General features: G+C 70.1%; 14 protein-coding genes. 8 read left to right on the top strand and 6 right to left on the bottom strand.

Annotated elements, in window-relative coordinates:
• Window positions 1-42: 42 nt before the first annotated feature.
• Together G6O69_RS37040 and G6O69_RS37035 are read right to left on the bottom strand one after the other, a co-directional pair.
• Window positions 43-2,415 (bottom strand): SulP family inorganic anion transporter, encoded by a 2,373-nt coding sequence (locus tag G6O69_RS37040; protein ID WP_172306466.1) that lies wholly within the window; start codon window positions 2,413-2,415, stop codon window positions 43-45.
• Window positions 2,416-2,521: 106 nt separating this feature from the next.
• Window positions 2,522-2,851 carry a hypothetical protein gene (locus G6O69_RS37035; protein ID WP_172306465.1) on the bottom strand — a complete coding sequence of 110 codons (330 nt, stop codon included), beginning with the start codon at window positions 2,849-2,851 and terminating at the stop codon, window positions 2,522-2,524.
• Between the two features lie 222 nt (window positions 2,852-3,073).
• Between G6O69_RS37035 and G6O69_RS37030 the strand changes: the two genes are divergently transcribed.
• From G6O69_RS37030 to G6O69_RS37010, 5 genes are all read left to right on the top strand, one after another.
• Complete coding sequence (locus tag G6O69_RS37030; RefSeq protein WP_172306464.1) at window positions 3,074-3,895, top strand: lysophospholipid acyltransferase family protein; 822 nt, start codon at window positions 3,074-3,076, stop codon at window positions 3,893-3,895.
• Entirely contained in the window at window positions 3,892-4,830 is a 939-nt protein-coding gene (locus G6O69_RS37025; protein ID WP_172306463.1) for an NAD-dependent epimerase/dehydratase family protein, read from the top strand. Before G6O69_RS37030 ends, G6O69_RS37025 begins: the two co-directional genes overlap by 4 nt.
• Before the next feature lie 167 nt (window positions 4,831-4,997).
• Window positions 4,998-5,687, top strand: coding sequence for a uracil-DNA glycosylase (gene ung, locus G6O69_RS37020; protein ID WP_172306462.1), 690 nt, complete (start codon window positions 4,998-5,000; stop codon window positions 5,685-5,687).
• 344 nt (window positions 5,688-6,031) lie between these two features.
• Window positions 6,032-6,589, top strand: a complete 558-nt coding sequence (locus G6O69_RS37015) for a hypothetical protein (protein ID WP_172306461.1) — start codon at window positions 6,032-6,034, stop codon at window positions 6,587-6,589.
• 166 nt (window positions 6,590-6,755) lie between these two features.
• A complete protein-coding gene (locus tag G6O69_RS37010; protein WP_172306460.1) occupies window positions 6,756-8,285 on the top strand; it encodes a hypothetical protein in 1,530 nt (509 codons plus the stop codon).
• Between the two features lie 41 nt (window positions 8,286-8,326).
• Here the strand turns inward: G6O69_RS37010 and dapF are convergent, their stop codons facing one another.
• Together dapF and G6O69_RS37000 are read right to left on the bottom strand one after the other, a co-directional pair.
• The gene (gene dapF / locus G6O69_RS37005; protein ID WP_217909922.1) at window positions 8,327-9,157 is read right to left on the bottom strand and encodes a diaminopimelate epimerase; all 831 of its coding nucleotides are present in this window, start codon (window positions 9,155-9,157) and stop codon (window positions 8,327-8,329) included.
• A gap of 29 nt (window positions 9,158-9,186) precedes the next feature.
• Window positions 9,187-9,729 (bottom strand): TlpA disulfide reductase family protein, encoded by a 543-nt coding sequence (locus G6O69_RS37000; protein WP_172306459.1) that lies wholly within the window; start codon window positions 9,727-9,729, stop codon window positions 9,187-9,189.
• Window positions 9,730-9,871: 142 nt separating this feature from the next.
• Between G6O69_RS37000 and G6O69_RS36995 the strand changes: the two genes are divergently transcribed.
• Both G6O69_RS36995 and G6O69_RS36990 read left to right on the top strand, forming a co-directional pair.
• On the top strand, window positions 9,872-10,318 hold the full coding sequence (locus G6O69_RS36995) for a hypothetical protein (RefSeq protein WP_176397315.1): 447 nt from the start codon (window positions 9,872-9,874) through the stop codon (window positions 10,316-10,318).
• Window positions 10,282-10,596, top strand: a complete 315-nt coding sequence (locus tag G6O69_RS36990) for a hypothetical protein (protein WP_176397314.1) — start codon at window positions 10,282-10,284, stop codon at window positions 10,594-10,596. Before G6O69_RS36995 ends, G6O69_RS36990 begins: the two co-directional genes overlap by 37 nt.
• Window positions 10,597-10,744: 148 nt before the next feature.
• On the opposite strand, the gene ftsH is transcribed toward G6O69_RS36990, so the two are convergent.
• Both ftsH and tilS read right to left on the bottom strand, forming a co-directional pair.
• Window positions 10,745-12,694: an ATP-dependent zinc metalloprotease FtsH gene (gene ftsH / locus G6O69_RS36985; protein WP_172306457.1), complete on the bottom strand. Its 1,950-nt coding sequence runs from the start codon at window positions 12,692-12,694 to the stop codon at window positions 10,745-10,747.
• A 125-nt stretch (window positions 12,695-12,819) separates the two neighbouring features.
• Window positions 12,820-13,818 (bottom strand): tRNA lysidine(34) synthetase TilS, encoded by a 999-nt coding sequence (gene tilS / locus G6O69_RS36980; RefSeq protein WP_176397313.1) that lies wholly within the window; start codon window positions 13,816-13,818, stop codon window positions 12,820-12,822.
• 143 nt (window positions 13,819-13,961) lie between these two features.
• On the opposite strand from tilS, the gene G6O69_RS36975 reads away from it, so the two are divergent.
• Window positions 13,962-15,190 (top strand): DUF6178 family protein (locus G6O69_RS36975; protein ID WP_176397312.1); only part of this gene is annotated, 1,229 nt, incomplete at its 3' end.

The following is a 15,190-nucleotide window of genomic DNA, read 5'->3' as shown; positions in this document are numbered from 1 at the left end:
TCGCGCCGGGCGAAGCCGCTTTGGAAGCGGTCCGCTGGCGCTCTACTGGGCCGCGCTGGCCCCCGGGTCAGCGGTCCCGGCCACGATCGCCGGGGCCCCCGAGCGCAGCGCCAGCAGGCTCTCCTCCGCGTGCTCCAGCTCGGCCGCGTCGATGCCCACGACCTCGTCGAGCATGAACTCCATGCTCCCCGAGACGACGTCGTAGAGCACCCCCACGATCCCCACGCGGCCGCTGCGAACGAGCCCGGCGATGGTCTCGCTGTCCTCGAGGACGCGCTGGACCACCGTGCGCACATTTTGCTTGGCGAGCTCGTCGACGAGCGCGGCCTTGCGCTCCTCGCTGATCCCCGCGCTCGCCCCGACGTCCTCCGCCCGATGCGCGATCTCGCCGAGCAGCGAGCTGAGGTGCTCCCCGCAGCTCGCCGCGTCGATCTGTCGCGCGCCGAGGGCCAGCTCGACGCCCGCGGAGATCAGCTTGCTGCGCGTGTGCCCGAGCACGACCACCAGGCGCGAGCCCGCGACGGCGCAGCCATACTCGAGGCTCGCCAGGACCTCGCGGCCGAGGACGTTGCCCGCCACGCGCACGCTGAAGATGTCGCCCGGGCCCTGATCGAAGATCAGCTCCGCGGGCACCCGCGAGTCGATGCAGCTGAGCACCGCGGCGATCGGGTAGGCGTCGAGGCGCGGCCGCAGCACGCGGTTGACCCGCCTGCCGGTGACGAAGCGGAGGTTGCCCTGGCGCAGGATCTCGACCACCTGCGCCGGGCTGACCCGCTCTTGCAGCTCGCGGGCGGAGAAGTCGACGAACTGCACGTCATCGATCCCCCGCCCACGATCGCGCTCGTCGAAGCCAATCATCGACAGCGAGACCCCGCGCACCGGGGCCTTCTCGTCACGAAATTCGCGGATCATCGCGAGCACGTCGGGGTCGATGTACTCGGTGTCCGTGGCGTCGAGGAGCGCCTGGGTGCCCTCGGGGATCTGATCGAAGACGCGCTCGAGGGCGGCCTGGTTGAGGAAGCTGACCTGATCCGGAAGCTCGATGTGCAGGACCTCCCTGGCGAGGTGGCGCTCGGCGATGCGCCGGACCGGGCGCTTGGACTGGCGGCTGATGATGAAGGCCAAGGCGATGGCCATGCCAATGCCCAGCCCGACCAGCAGATCCGTGAACACGATCGCCACGACCGTGGCCGCGAAGGGCACGAACTGGTCGTAGCCCGCGTCCCACATCTTGCGGATCAGCGCGGGGCTGGCCAGGCGAAAGCCGGTGACCAGGAGGATCGCCGCCAGGCAAGACAGGGGGATGCGGTTGAGCAGCCCGGCCAGCAAGAGCACCGCGCCCAGGAGCAGCGCGCCGTGGACGATCGTCGCGCGCTTGCTGACGCCGCCGGCGTGGATGTTGACCGAGCCGCGGATGATCACCGCCGTGACCGGCAGGCCACCGAGCAAGCCAGCCACGATGTTGCCCGCGCCCTGGGCCATGAGCTCGCGGTTGGCCGGGGAGCGCCGCTGCTGAGGGTCGAGGCGATCGACAGCCTCGACATTGAGCAGGGTCTCGAGCGAAGCGACGATCGCGATGGTCAGCGCCCCCGTGTAGATCGCCGGCTCTCGCCAGCGCGAGAAGTCCGGGAAGCTGAGCAGGTCGGCGACCCCCGACAGCCCGCCCTCGACGACCGGGACCTGAACGAGGTGGCTCGACTCGATCAACCACGGCCCGCCCATGGTCTCGAACACCCAGCCCATGCCCAGGCCGAAGAGCACGACCACCAGCGGCGCGGGGATCCCCGACTTGGCCAGGCGCTCCGAGCGACTCCAGGCGACCAACAGCACGAGCGAGAGCAAGCCGATGACCGCCGCCCCCATGTGCAGGTCGCTGATCGTGGCCAGCAGCTCGCTGAAGGTGTTCTCGTGGTCGGGCTGCTCGAAGGCCATCTCGCCCTCGGGATCCGTGTCGTGGCCGAACACGTGGGGGATCTGCTTGAGGATCAGGATCACCCCGATGGCCGCGAGCAGGCCCTTGATCACGCTCGTCGGCACGAAGGTGGTGAACACCCCGGCGCGCCCGAGGCCGAGGCAGATCTGGATCACCCCGGCGAAGGTCACACACAGCAAGAAGGCCTCGAAGGAGCCCAAGCTGGTGATCTGCGCGAGGACGACCGCGGTCAGCCCCGCGGCGGGGCCGGACACGCTGGTGTGCGAGCCGCTCAGGGCGCCGACGACGAGGCCCCCGACGATGCCGGCGACGAGGCCGGACATCAGCGGCGCGCCCGAAGCCAGGGCGATGCCCAGGCACAGCGGGAGCGCGACCAAGAAGACGACGAGGCCCGCGACCGCGTCGCGGAGGATGCCTTGGACGCCGGTCGGCGGGGACGGCTTTGTTGTGGAATTGGACGCGGGAGGCGCGGATTGGCTCATGATGACGACGTGACGAGATCGCTGGCGGTGGACGAATGGGTGCGGACACACGATGCAGCTCGCCGCGCGCCCTCGGTGGTGAACACCGCGAGCGCGCGCCGGCTGATCAGCAGCCCGCGTCGTCCGAGTCGTCGTCGTTCGAAGGCGGCCGTCGACGCGGCCGCTGCCAGCTCGGCGCGGGCGGAGGATCCGTCTTGGGCGCGAGCGTGCGCGGCTCGACCGGTCGAGGCGGCGCCGCGACGGTCAGCCGAGCTCCCAGGAAGCTCTCGCGTCCCCGTCGGGCCTCGACGCGCTCGGCCTCGATCGCCTCGATCGCCTCGCCCTCCCCCTCGCCGTCTCCCTCACCGCCGCCTTCGCCCTCTTCGATCAGGTCGCGCTCACTCGCGCTCGCGAAGACCGTCGCGCCCGCGCCGAAGAGCACGATCACCATCACCATCACACGGCCGATCCAAGCCAGCAGAGCGCTAGCTGGGTGGCGGCGGCGGGTGAGCGAAGAGCGCACGTTCCCCTGGGTTTAGCACGGACCGAGACTCGACAGGCCCCCTTCGTTTAGATGGGGCCTGGCACCGCATCCAGCGTCATTTGGCACCATGGTCCCAGGCGCTCGGCGCGAACAAGTGCGCCCGGACCGCCCCACGGGTTACACTTCCGCCCTTCCATGTGGCGCCAAGCGATCAGCCCCGATGTCCGTGCCCGCATCGAAGAGCTCGATCTGCCCTTCAACCGCTGGGGTCTCGATCCCTACGGCGTCTCCAAGGAGCACCTCGGTTTCTTCCTCTCGAGCCTCGGCCTGGCCTACCACCACTACTTTCGCGTCCGCACCTTCAACATCCAAAACGTGCCCGACACCGGGCCGGTGATGTTGATCAGCAACCACTCCGGTGGCCTGCCCACGGACGGCGGGATGATCCTCGCGTCGATGTTCTTCGACCATGATCCGCCCCGCCTCGCCCACGGGATGGTCGAAAAATTCGCGCAGAACTGGCCGGTGCTCAGCCCGCTCTTCTCGCGGGTTGGCCAGCTCCCGGGGCTGCCCGAGCACGCCAAGCGCCTGCTCTCCGATGGCCGGGTGCTGATGGTCTTCCCCGAGGGCGCGCGCGGGACCGGCAAGCTCTACCGCGATCGCTACCAGCTGGTTCGCTTCGGCACCGGCTTCATGCGCATAGCCCTCGAGATGAACGCGCCGATCGTCCCGCTCGCCTTCATCGGCGGCGAGGAGGCCATCCCCACGATCCACCACTCCAAGACCCTGGCCAAGATCTTCAAGGCGCCCTACGTGCCGATCACCCCCTACATCGTGCCCTTCCCCCTCCCGGTCCACTGCGAGGTTCACTACGGCAAGCCGATGCGCTTCGAGGGCAGCGGGGCCGAGCCCGACGACGTGATCGAGGGCTACGTCGCCCAGGTCAAGGAGCAGGTCGAGCAGCTGATCGCCGACGGCCGCGGCTCTCGCTCGCGCAACATCGCGGAGGAGCCGTGAAGGTCCTCGTCACCGGCATCGCCGGGGCCCACGCCCAGCACGTGGCCCTGCGCCTGGTCGAGCGCGGCCACGAGGTCCTGGGCATCGACGTGCGCCCCTGGCAGGGCGCCCCCCGGGGCGTGAAGATGTTCCAGACCGACGTCCGCAAGCGCCCGGCCGCCGACGTGTTTCGCGTGCACCGCCCCGACGTGGTCATCCACATGGCCACGGTCACGCACTTCGACACCAGCGCCGAGCAGCGCTACCGCGTCAACCTGCGCGGGACCCAGGCCGTGTTCCGCCACTGCGAGGAATTTGGTGTCCGCAACGCCGTGTTCGTCGGGCGCCACACGATCTACGGCGCGGCCGCCGACGCCCCGCTCTACCGCACCGAGGACGAGCCGCCGCTCGCCGTCTCGACCTTCCCCGAGCTCGCCGATCTCGTCGCCGCCGACCTCTACGCCAGCCGGGCGCTGTGGAGCTGCAAGTCCATGCGCACCGCCGTGCTGCGCTGCGTCTACGCCCTCGGCCCCAGCGGCCGCGGGACCCTGGCGAGCTTCCTGGCCGGGCCGCGCGTGCCCATGGCCCTGGGCTTCGACCCGCTCTTTCACGTGATGCACGAGGCCGACACCGCCGCGGCGATCGTCGCCGCCGTCGAGCACGAGATCGCCGGGGTGTTCAACGTCGCCGGCCCGCCCCCGGTGCCCCTGTCGATCCTCTGCCAGGCCACCGGGCGCACCCCCGTGCACCTGCCCGAGGGCGTGCTCCCCCGGGTGCTCGGGCGCTTTGGCCTCCCGCGCCTGCCCAAGGGCGCCATCGGCCACCTCAAGCACCCCGTGGTCGTCGACGACAAGGCCTTCATCGCGGCCACGGGCTTCACCTACCAGTGGGACGAGCACGCGACCATGAACGCCTTCCGCAGCGCGACCATCCTGCGTGAAGATCGAGGACTCTAGGAGCCCGTGGTGAAACCCAACACGACACCTCGCTTGGTCTTTTCGCCGATGGCGTTGTCGCCAAAACTTCCAGTACACCCGGTACAGCGGCGTTTTGGCTTCGCGCCCTCGACGAAAATCCCGGCGCGACTCCTCGCGCCGGGTTTCACCACGGACTCCTAGCACCCATGACCGAGCCCTTCCCCCCGCTCCCCTCCAGCTGGCAGGCCGCCCTCGGCCCCGAGCTCGACAAGCCCTACTTTCAAAAGCTGCGCGCCTTCGTGGCCCGAGAGCGCGCCGAGCATCAGGTCTTCCCCCCCGCCGAGGAGACCTTCGCCGCCCTCGAGCACACGCCCCTCGAGGACGTGCGCGTGGTCGTGCTCGGCCAGGACCCCTACCACGACGACGACCAGGCCCACGGCCTTTGCTTCTCGGTGCGCCGCGGGATCAAGGTCCCGCCCTCGCTGCGCAACATCTACAAGGAGCTGAAGACCGACCTCGACATCGACGCCCCGGACCACGGCTTCTTGGAGGCCTGGGCCGACCGCGGCGTGCTCCTGCTCAACACCGTGCTCACGGTCCGCGCCCACCAGGCCAACTCGCACCGCAAGCAGGGCTGGGAGACCTTCACCGACGAGGTCATCGCGGCCTGCGCGGCCCGAGAGGCGCCGATGGTCTTCGTGCTGTGGGGCAAGCCGGCGCAGAAGAAGGCCGCGCTGATCGAGCGCGTTGGCGAGGGGCGTCACGCCATCATCGCCATGGCTCACCCCTCGCCGCTCTCGGCCAAGAAGTTTCTGGGTACGCGGCCGTTTTCACAGGTCAACGCGGCGCTCGAGGGCTTTGGGGTCGAGGCGATCGACTGGCGCTTGCCGGACTAGGAGCCCGCAGTGAAACCCAAGCTTGGTTCCACCACGGAATCCTGAACACGCCCCTAAGCCGTCGAGATCAAACAAGTTTCTGGATCCCGGTCGCACGGGATCTCGACCTACCCGAGAACTCGCTCAGGGCTTGGGTCGAGCAAGCCAAGATCGATGGTGCCCAGGCAGATCTCGGAGACGCGGAGACGCGGAGGCCGGAGCGGCCGAGGAGTCGGTAGCGGAGTTCGGTCGACATGGCCGCCATGATAGGGGAGGCGCGCGCGGGGGTCTGACGGGGGATCGTGTCACAATTGCCGCGTGCGGTGCCGATGTCGGCGTGCGAACATCGACCGAGCAACCCCGCGATGAAGTCGCTTCCCCACCGCTCCGCGGCGCTCGCGGGCGCCCTGCTGCTCGCCGTGGCGAGCTCGCTCGGCGGGCTCGCTTGTGTGGGCGCCGTGACCACGCGATCGACCCTGACCACACCGAGCGAGGCGCAGCGCTACGTCGTCGTGCGTCGAGATGACGCCCCTGCCGCCGAGGCGATCGGCGCGCGCGAGTGGGCTCGATCGCGTCGAGGGAGGCTCTCGCTCTGGTCTTTGCCCGGGAGCGAGGCGCTGGCGGACTCCTGGGTGATCGCGGATCTCGGACGCGTGACGATCGCCGACAAGCTCGATCCAGGTCAGCTCCTCGACGCGCTCGAACGCTACCGAGATCCGCTCCACCTCGTCGTCGCCCGCGACAAGGCCCCCCCTCGACAGCTCGCCGGGGGCTTGGACACGCCCGGAGGGTGCTCGCTGCGCGCGGCCATCGGTCGCTACCTCGACCTCGACTGCGCGCCCTCGGCGATCGGTCCGCTCCTCGCCGAGGACTGGGTGGTGGAGATCGAATTCTACAAGCCGGGCTGGGTGCGCTGGCGTTGAGCCTCAGGTGCAGCCGAGCCACGGTGTGGGATCGACGGCCGCATTCGGGCCGTCCTCGACCAGAGCGGCCCAAGTCGGCCGCCCACGACGCTGCCGACATGCTCGAAGATGAAGTATGCGACATCGCGGCAACGGCCCCTCGGGCAGACCCCTCCTCCTCCTGGCCGTGAGCCTGTCCGCGCCAACATGGGCGTGCACGACCTCCAACTGTGATGTTCTTCCCGAGAATTGCGTCACGACCAACGATACCGAGACGAGCGAGAGCTCGGGCGCTGGGGAGAGCGAAGACAGCGAGAGCGGGTCCTCGGAATCCAGCACAGGCACCACGGAAGGATCCGAGGGGACAGAAGCAACCGAGGAGGACACGGACTCCGAGGACGACGCCAGCACTGCAGAAGACACGGACTCCGAGGAAGATACCGGCTCACCTTCGATATGTGGCAATGGAGAGCCCGAAGACGGAGAGGCGTGCGACGACGGCAACACCGTCGACGGCGACGGCTGCGACAACGACTGCACCCTCACTGCAGTCGCCGCGCTCAGCCTCGGTTGGCGCTATACCTGCGCGCTGATTGATGGCGGGCGCGTTCGCTGCTGGGGCTACAACACCCACGGCCAGCTCGGCTACGGACACACAAACGACATCGGCGACGACGAGCTCCCCAGCGAGGCCGGAGACGTACTACTTCCAGGCCCCGTCACCACCCTCGACCTCGGCGGATACCACGGCTGCGCGCGCTTCGACGACGGTGACCTACGCTGCTGGGGCTACAACGCCCACGGCCAGCTCGGGAACGGTGGCACGGACAACCATGGCGACGACGAGACCCTCGCCGACTTGGACGGGCTCGGTTTGACCTCGGCCATTGATGTCCGGTTGGGGAGTAACCACACCTGCGCCCTTCTCGAGGGCGGCAATGTTCGCTGTTGGGGACACAATGCCAACGGTCAGCTTGGCCACAGCAACGTCGAGATCTCGCTCCAGCCAGGCGAGAGCCTCTCGATCGGCGGAGCGGCATCCTGGATCGCCGCAGGCGGCGACCACACCTGCGCCCTGCTCGAAAGCGGCGGCCTGCGCTGCTGGGGCGACAACACCTACGGTCAACTGGGCCTCGGCAACATCGAACCACTCGGAGACAACGAGCTCCCCGATGCCGGAGGTCCCATTTCGCTGGGCCTGCCCCCCGACACGGAGATCGTCGACATCAAACCTGGAGAACGCCACACCTGTATCCTGCTCAGCAGTGATGCGGTCATGTGTTGGGGCGAAAATCAGTATGGACAACTGGGCCTAGGGCACACGGACACAATCGGCGACGACGAGCTCCCATCCAGCCAAGCCCCCGTGCTCCTGCCCGCTGCCGCCAAAGCGCTGGCCGTCGGCAACAACCACACCTGCGTCCTGCTCACTGGCGGAGAAGTGATGTGCTGGGGCCGCAACATCTCCGGCGAGCTCGGCCTCGGCCACACCGACAACATCGGTGATGGCGAGCTCCCCCACGACGCAGGCTTCGTCGAACTTGGCGGGAGCGCCCTGATGATCGCTGCTGGCGGTCGCCACACCTGCGCCCTGCTCGAGAACCTCGACCTTCGCTGTTGGGGCTACAACGAGTTTGGCCAGCTCGGTCTCGGCCACACCGACGATGTGGGTGACGACGAGCTGCCTGCGGATGTGGACCCTGTCCCGGTGCTCTGACCGATCAGTCGAATCCCAACCCAATCTCCCGCGGGAGATTGCTAGAGCACGCCCGCGAACACGCGGCGGGCCGGCCCGCGCATGAACACCCCCGCGTCGGCGCGGCTGGGGACGAGGATGCTCAGCAGCCCCCCAGGCAGGCGCACGCGCAGCTGTGTATCCGCGGCGGCGAGCCCCTCGCCCACGGCCGCGGCCGCCGTCGCGCACGCTCCGGTGCCGCAGGCCTCGGTGATCCCCACCCCGCGCTCCCAGACCCACAGGCGCAGCCACACCCCCGCCTCGTCCTCCTCGCGCGCCGCGAATTCCACGTTGGTCTTGCTCGGCAGATAGGCGGGGTCGACCTCGACCCCGGGCCCGAGGCGACGGGCGAGGGCCTCCGGGTCCTCGCCCGGGGCGACGAAGCAGACCGCGTGCGGGTTGCCCATGGACACGTCGAGGAAGCGCCGACCTTCCCCCGCGGCCGGCCGCGACTCCCCGAGCGCCCGCGCCGGGCCCATGTCGACGCCGACCTCGATGACCCCCTCGGGGCTCGCGGCGACGATCTCACAGCGCAGCGGGCCGGCGCCCGTGGCCACGCGGAGGACCTGGCCGGGGGTCTGCGCGAGGTGGGCGGCCACGCAGCGCAGGCCGTTGCCGCACATCTCGGGGACCGAGCCGTCGAAGTTGACCACGGTCATGCTCGCCTCGGCGTCGCCTCGCGCCGGGCCGACGAGGAGCAGGCCGTCGGCCCCCACCCCGCGCCGGCGATCGCAGATCCCCGAGGCCTGCGCCCGCGCCCAGTCCAGGGTCTGCGCGAGCGCCTGCTCGTCGCCCTCGCGGCAGTCCACGAGCACGAAGTCGTTGCCCAGCCCCTCTACTTTGGTGAATTCCATCGACTCGATGCTCCAAGCTCGATGCTCGATCAGCCCTCGGCCAGCACGGCCTCGAGCATCGCCGCGAGCTCGGGATCGTTGCGCAGGATCACGCCCTCGCGCTTCCAGCGGATCCGGCCGTGGCGGTCGATCAAAAACGATGTCGGGTAGCCGTTGAGCTTGAAGGTGGTCTGCGCCTGCCCACCGGCGTCGAGCCAGATCGGGAAGGGCAGGCTCTGCTCGGCGACCATCGAGCGGACCGCGGGGAGCTTGGTGCGCACGTCGGCGTTGAGGCCGACGACGGTGAAGCCTTTGGGCTCGAGGTCGCGGTGGAGGTCGGCGAGCACCGGCAGCTCGGCCACGCAGGGCTTGCACCACGTGGCCCAGACGTTGAGCAGGACCACCTTGCCCTCGAGATCGGCCAGCGCGACGCCCTCGCCGGCGAGGTCTCGGGTCTCGAAGGCGGGGGCCTGCTCGCCCTCGGAGGACGCCACCTTCGCGCCCTCCTCGGCCTTGCAGGCCACGCCGGCCAGCGAGATCAGGCTCAGGGCGAGCACGGCCGCGTGACGACGCAATTTGAGGCGAGCGCGCACCTTCACCGTGTACCCCGGGCTCTGGGCCGCGTCCAGGTGTCCGCCCGGCGCGGTGGCGCATGCTTGCGCCAGCGCGCCGCTCGGTTGAGTTCGACGGCTCCCCGCGCTGGCAAAGCATGCGCCACCGCGCTACACGGGGCCGGTGAGCGCCGATGCCCACGATCCCCGCGCGAGCGCGCCCGCGCCAAAGGGCGCCGATCCCTCGCCCGCGCAGCTCGTCCGCGGGCAGCAGCGCAGCTACCTCGTCGACCTCAGCCCGCGCGAGGTCCTCGACCGCCTCGCCGAGCAGCCCGGGGTCAAGGCTTACGACAGCCACCTGCTCCCGGACTTTGGCGGGCTGATCGAGGACGCCGACTACACCCTCGAGCGCATCGGCGAGCGCGAGTTCAGCATCCACTGCGGCCCCCGGCCGCCCGCGGGCAGTCGGCCACCGGCATGCTCCGCCTGCTCTACCTGCGCGGCACCCTGGTCCCCAGCGAACGCGGCACCAAGGTCGAGCTGCGCTTCGTCTACCGTCGGCCACGCTGGGCCCTCCAGCGCTGGGTGGGCTTCTTGGCCCTCGCCAGCCTCGGCCTGGTCTGGGTGCTGATCGGCCCCGGCCTCCTCGCCCGCAAGGCCCTGCTCTACGGCGCCCTGCTGCTCGTCCTCGGCCCGGTGGTCATCCACGACCTGCGCCGAGACAAGCGCCTCGCCGGCCAGCGCCTCGACCTCCTCAACCTCGTCGCCCACACCCTCGGCGCCATCGAGATCGACGCCAGCGAGGCCGACAAGCCCTACCGCCACGGCCAGCTCCGCGCCGGCCCTTCGCCGTCGGGGCACGACGATGACGACGACGACGACGACCACGACGACGACGACGACGACTGAGGGTGCCCCGAGCTCGCGCTCGGCGAACTGATTCAGGGCCACAGTAGGCACAGGGCAGCTGGGCGCTGCAAGAGCGAAGGGCAAGCTCGAACCCGTGGGGTCTGAGCTTGCCCTTCCTCTCTCGCGTCATCCGACGCGGTCGCCGCTCCTAGCCCGCGTCGGGGACGGGGAAGCCCGTGGGTCGAGGCGTGTCGAGGCCCGATCCCGAGGGCGAAGCCGTGGGCGTCGAGGACTCGTCGAAGCGCGAGCCCAGCGGCTCGCGCGGCTCGAAGGGCCCGAGCTGGTGGCCGGCGATCAGCTTGCGGACCTCCTCGGCGGTCAGCACCTCGCGCTCGATCAGCGCCTCGGAGACCCGACGCAGGGCGTCGTAGTTGTCCTCGAGCAGCGAGCGCGCCCGCTTGTACTGGCTGGTGACGATGCGGTGGACCTCGTCGTCGATCGCCTGGGCGGTGGCCTCGGAGTAGTTGGCCTGGCGGTTGATGTCCCGGCCCAAGAAGGGCTCGGAGTCCTCCTTGCCGAAGGTGATCGGCCCGAGGCGCTCGCTCATGCCCCACTCGCAGACCATCTTGCGCGCGAGCTCGCTGCAGCGCGCGAGGTCGTTGCCGGCCCCGGTGCTCTTGAGGCCCTCGAACTCGAGCTCCTCGGCGATCCGCCCGCCGAGCAGCACGGCGATGCGGCCCTCGGCGTTGTTCTGGTCGAAGGAGAGCTTGTCCTGCTCGGGCAGGAAGTGGGTCAAGCCCAGGGCGCGACCACGGGGGATGATCGTGACCTTGTGGATCGGGTCGACGACGCCCTTGGGCAGCAGCGCGGCGACCAGGGTGTGGCCAGCCTCGTGCCACGCGGTGGTCCTCTTCTCCTCGGCGGAGATGCGCATGCTCTTGCGCTCGGCGCCCATCATGACCTTGTCGCGGGCGTGGTCGAAGTCGTCGTGGGTGACCCGGTCGCGGTTGCAGCGCGCGGCGTTGAGGGCCGCCTCGTTGACGAGGTTCTCGAGGTCTGCGCCCGAGAAACCCGGGGTCCCGCGGGCCACGGTGCCAAGGTCGACGTCGTCGCCCAGGGGGACCTTGCGGGTGTGCACGCCGAGGATCGCCTCGCGGCCGCGGACGTCGGGCAGGCCGACGACGATGCGCCGGTCGAAGCGACCGGGGCGGAGCAGCGCGGGGTCGAGGACGTCGGGGCGGTTGGTGGCGGCGACCAGGATGACGCCATCGTTGCCCTCGAAGCCGTCCATCTCGACCAGGAGCTGGTTGAGGGTCTGCTCGCGCTCGTCGTGACCGCCGCCCAGGCCGGCGCCGCGGTGGCGGCCGACGGCGTCGATCTCGTCGATGAAGATGATGCAGGGCGCGTTCTTCTTGCCCTGCTCGAAGAGGTCGCGGACCCGGCTGGCGCCGACGCCCACGAACATCTCGACGAAGTCCGAGCCGGAGATCGAGAAGAAGGCGACCCCAGCCTCGCCAGCGATGGCGCGGGCGAGCAGGGTCTTGCCGGTGCCGGGCGGGCCCATGAGCAGCACGCCCTTGGGGATCCGGCCGCCCACGCGCATGTATTTGCGGGTGTCACGCAAGAAGTCGATGATCTCCTCGACCTCCTCGCGGGCCTCTTCGATGCCGGCGACGTCCTTGAAGGTGACCTTTTGCTGGTGCTCGTTGAGCAGCCTGGCCTTGGACTTGCCGAAGCTCATGGCCTTGCCGCCCCCGGCCTGCATCTGGCGCATGAACATGATCATCACGGCGACGATCAGCAGCACCGGGAGCCACATGAGGGCGAACTGGAAGAACATTCCGTCGTCCTCGGGCTCGACCTTGTACTGGACGTCGTTGTCCTCGAGGAGCTTGTAGAGATCGTCCGTCGCCGGCGCGACGACCTGGATCTCCTGGCCCTCGTTTTCATAGGAGACGTTGACGTGGCTCGAGTGAACCTCGAGGTCCACCGAGATCGAGCTCTCTTTGGCGCTGAGCTCCTGGTTGACGACCTGCTCCCGAAACTGGGAGTAGGTGATCTGCTCCGGCTTTTGGCTGTTGGAGAGGAGGTTCGCCAACACCAGCACGGCCACGATCAAGCCGAGCCACACGAGTAAGGTCTTGGTCTGCTGCTTCACGTCGTCGCTCTCGGGGCCCCGGCGGGTTCATCCCGCATGTGCCGTTGTAGCGCACGGATCGGCCGACTCTGCCCGTTGTTCGGCCCCGAACGTGCTGGGGAGCATAGCCCTGGCGCCAAAGGCGGTCAAAGGGCGCCCTCCCCTGTTGGTTGGCTCTGGGGCCGAAGATGAACCCCGTTTTTGGAGATCGACAAGCGCAGCGCGGGCGCGAGGTCCCAGCCGCGGGGAGCCGGCCGCGGGGCGCCAGGACCCGAGGCGAGGGCCTGAGCCATATTTAGAGCCGCCTCCTCCATGGCCACGAGGACGCGGCGGCGGAGCTCGGAGAGATCGGCGCCGGCGCGATCGCAGATGATCCGCAGCGCGCGCGTCCTCACCGCGCGCGGGAGCTGCTCGAAGGACGCCAGATGCCAGCCACCATCCGGGAGAACGCGGGCGTCGACCTCTCGCCGAGCCCAGGCGTCGAGCGCGATCTCTGCCTCGCGGGCCTGCTCCGCGAGCTCGACGAAGGCGCGATCGATCCTCGGGTTGCGCTCGCGCAGCGGCGGGAGCACGGCCTCGCGCAGCCACACGCGCAGGTGGGTGAGATCTTCGTTGGTGGGATCGTCGACGAAGGGCAGCTCGAGGCGCCGGGCGAGGTCGCGCAGCTGCGCGCGCGTGAGCTGGAGGACCGGCCGCAGCCAGCGCCCGTCTCGGGTGGCCATGGCCGAGACCCCCTCGAGGCCGCAGCCCCGGGTCATGTGCATGAGCATGGTCTCGGCTTGATCCGTGGCCGAGTGCGCGAGCACGACGATCTCGGCGCCGAGCTCGTCCGCCTGGTCCAGCAGCGCGCGCCGTCGCATCTGCCGAGCCCGCGCCGGGAGGCCCGGGCCGGGCTCGAGGGCGAGCGTGCTGACCCGCACGGGGAAGCCCAGACCCTCGGCGATCGCCGAGACCTGCCGGGCCTCGTCGGCCGAGCTCGAGCGCAGGCCGTGATCGACATGGCCGACGCTGATCGCCAGGTCCTCGCTGCGGCGCAGCAGCGTGAGCAGGCCCAGGGTCGCCATCGAGTCCGCCCCGCCAGAGCAGGCCAGGTGCAGGCGGCGCGGCCTCTCGAGCTCCACGAGCTCCACGAGCGCCCGCCGCACGCGGCCGAGGGCGTCGGCGAGCGCGGGGTCGTGAGGTGGGCGCCGAGGTCGAACAAGGCGCTCATCATACGTGCTCCCCCGCGCCCGCCCACCTGGCCAGCGGCTGATTTGCCACGGCCGAGGGGAGGTCTACCCTGGGCGCCGTGACCGGACCGGACCCGCGCGACGTCGCCCCCATCCCCTACCCCGTCGAGGAGATCCAGCTCGTCATCGACGAGCCGATCAGCCTCGACGAGCGCGACGACGCACCCGAGGTGGTCGCGGCCCTGCCCGTGCAGAGCTTCGTGACCGTCGCCCGCAAGCTCCGCGCCGAGAACCGCCTCGACCTCGTGCTTCGCTACGCCAGCCCGGCGCAGATCGTCGGCGTCTTCGACCTCGACGCCTGGGAGCGCGACCGCATCGCCGTGGCCCGGGCCCGCGAGTGGCTCGACCGCATCGTCGACGCCTACCGCGAGGGTCAGGCCGAGCGCGGCGAGCTCGTCGAGCTGATGCTCTCGACCGAGCCCGAGCTGTGGGTCCTGGCCAACGCCGCGGCCACGGCCATCGCCGAGCTCGACGAGCCCGACGACGACGAGGCCCGCCAGCGCGTGCTCGAGGACATGGCCGCGCTGCGCACCTGGGAGACCCCCGACGGCTTCTTCGTGGTCGGCGTGCCCGACAACGAGCTCGGGCGCATGGCCCTGCGCGTGCTCGAGGCGATCTACGCCGACAGCATCACCGAGGGGCGCAAGCTGATCAGCGCGATCAAGTGGAGCCTCCACGCCGAGCTCGAAGAAGATCTGCTGCGCTGGCGAAAGGGTCGCCTTGCCGACCTCGGCTTCCCCGACTGGGAGGAGGCCATGCGCCTGTTCTCCCCCCTGGCCCGCGACGCCATCGTCCGCGACGACCTCGACTCGAGCGACACGGACTCGAGCGACACGGACTCGAGCGACACGGACAGCGACAAAAAAGCAGCCGCGAAGCCCCGGCCCCAGACCCACGTGCCGCCCACCGGCAACCTGCCCCTGCTAGCCTCGGCGAGGCCCGCGACGTGCTCCGTCGGGTGCTCGCGCGCCTCGACGACGCCGAGTACGACCTGCGCCTGCGCGAGTTCTTGCTCCTCGCCAACGAGCTCATGGCGGCGCAGCGCTTCGAACCCGGCGACGAGGCCCTCCAGCAGCGCGCCGTCGGCCAGGCCCAGGGCACCCTCAACCTCGCCTGCGAGATGCTCCTGGCTGGCTCGCCCGCGGACGACCCCGAGGCCTTCATCGCCGCCCGCGTCCGCGCCGTCGGCCTGCGCCAGCTCTTTCGCTTCGGCTACGGCCCGCTGGCCAAGCTGCGCAAGGCCGCCCTGGCCCTGCACCGCGCCGGCCAGGTCTCGCTGCGCCGCGTC

Source organism: Pseudenhygromyxa sp. WMMC2535, from assembly GCF_011083025.2.
This window is presented reverse-complemented; position numbering and strand designations above follow the sequence as displayed.

Excerpts from the sequence above, each read along its gene's own strand:
- G6O69_RS37040 (WP_172306466.1), bottom strand. The coding sequence starts at position 2,415 with ATGAGCCAATCCGCGCCTCCCGCGTCCAATTCCACAACAAAGCCGTCC.
- G6O69_RS37035 (WP_172306465.1), bottom strand. The coding sequence starts at position 2,851 with ATGGTGATGGTGATCGTGCTCTTCGGCGCGGGCGCGACGGTCTTCGCG.
- G6O69_RS37030 (WP_172306464.1), top strand. The coding sequence starts at position 3,074 with ATGTGGCGCCAAGCGATCAGCCCCGATGTCCGTGCCCGCATCGAAGAG.
- ung (WP_172306462.1), top strand. The coding sequence starts at position 4,998 with ATGACCGAGCCCTTCCCCCCGCTCCCCTCCAGCTGGCAGGCCGCCCTC.
- G6O69_RS37015 (WP_172306461.1), top strand. The coding sequence starts at position 6,032 with ATGAAGTCGCTTCCCCACCGCTCCGCGGCGCTCGCGGGCGCCCTGCTG.
- dapF (WP_217909922.1), bottom strand. The coding sequence starts at position 9,157 with ATGGAATTCACCAAAGTAGAGGGGCTGGGCAACGACTTCGTGCTCGTG.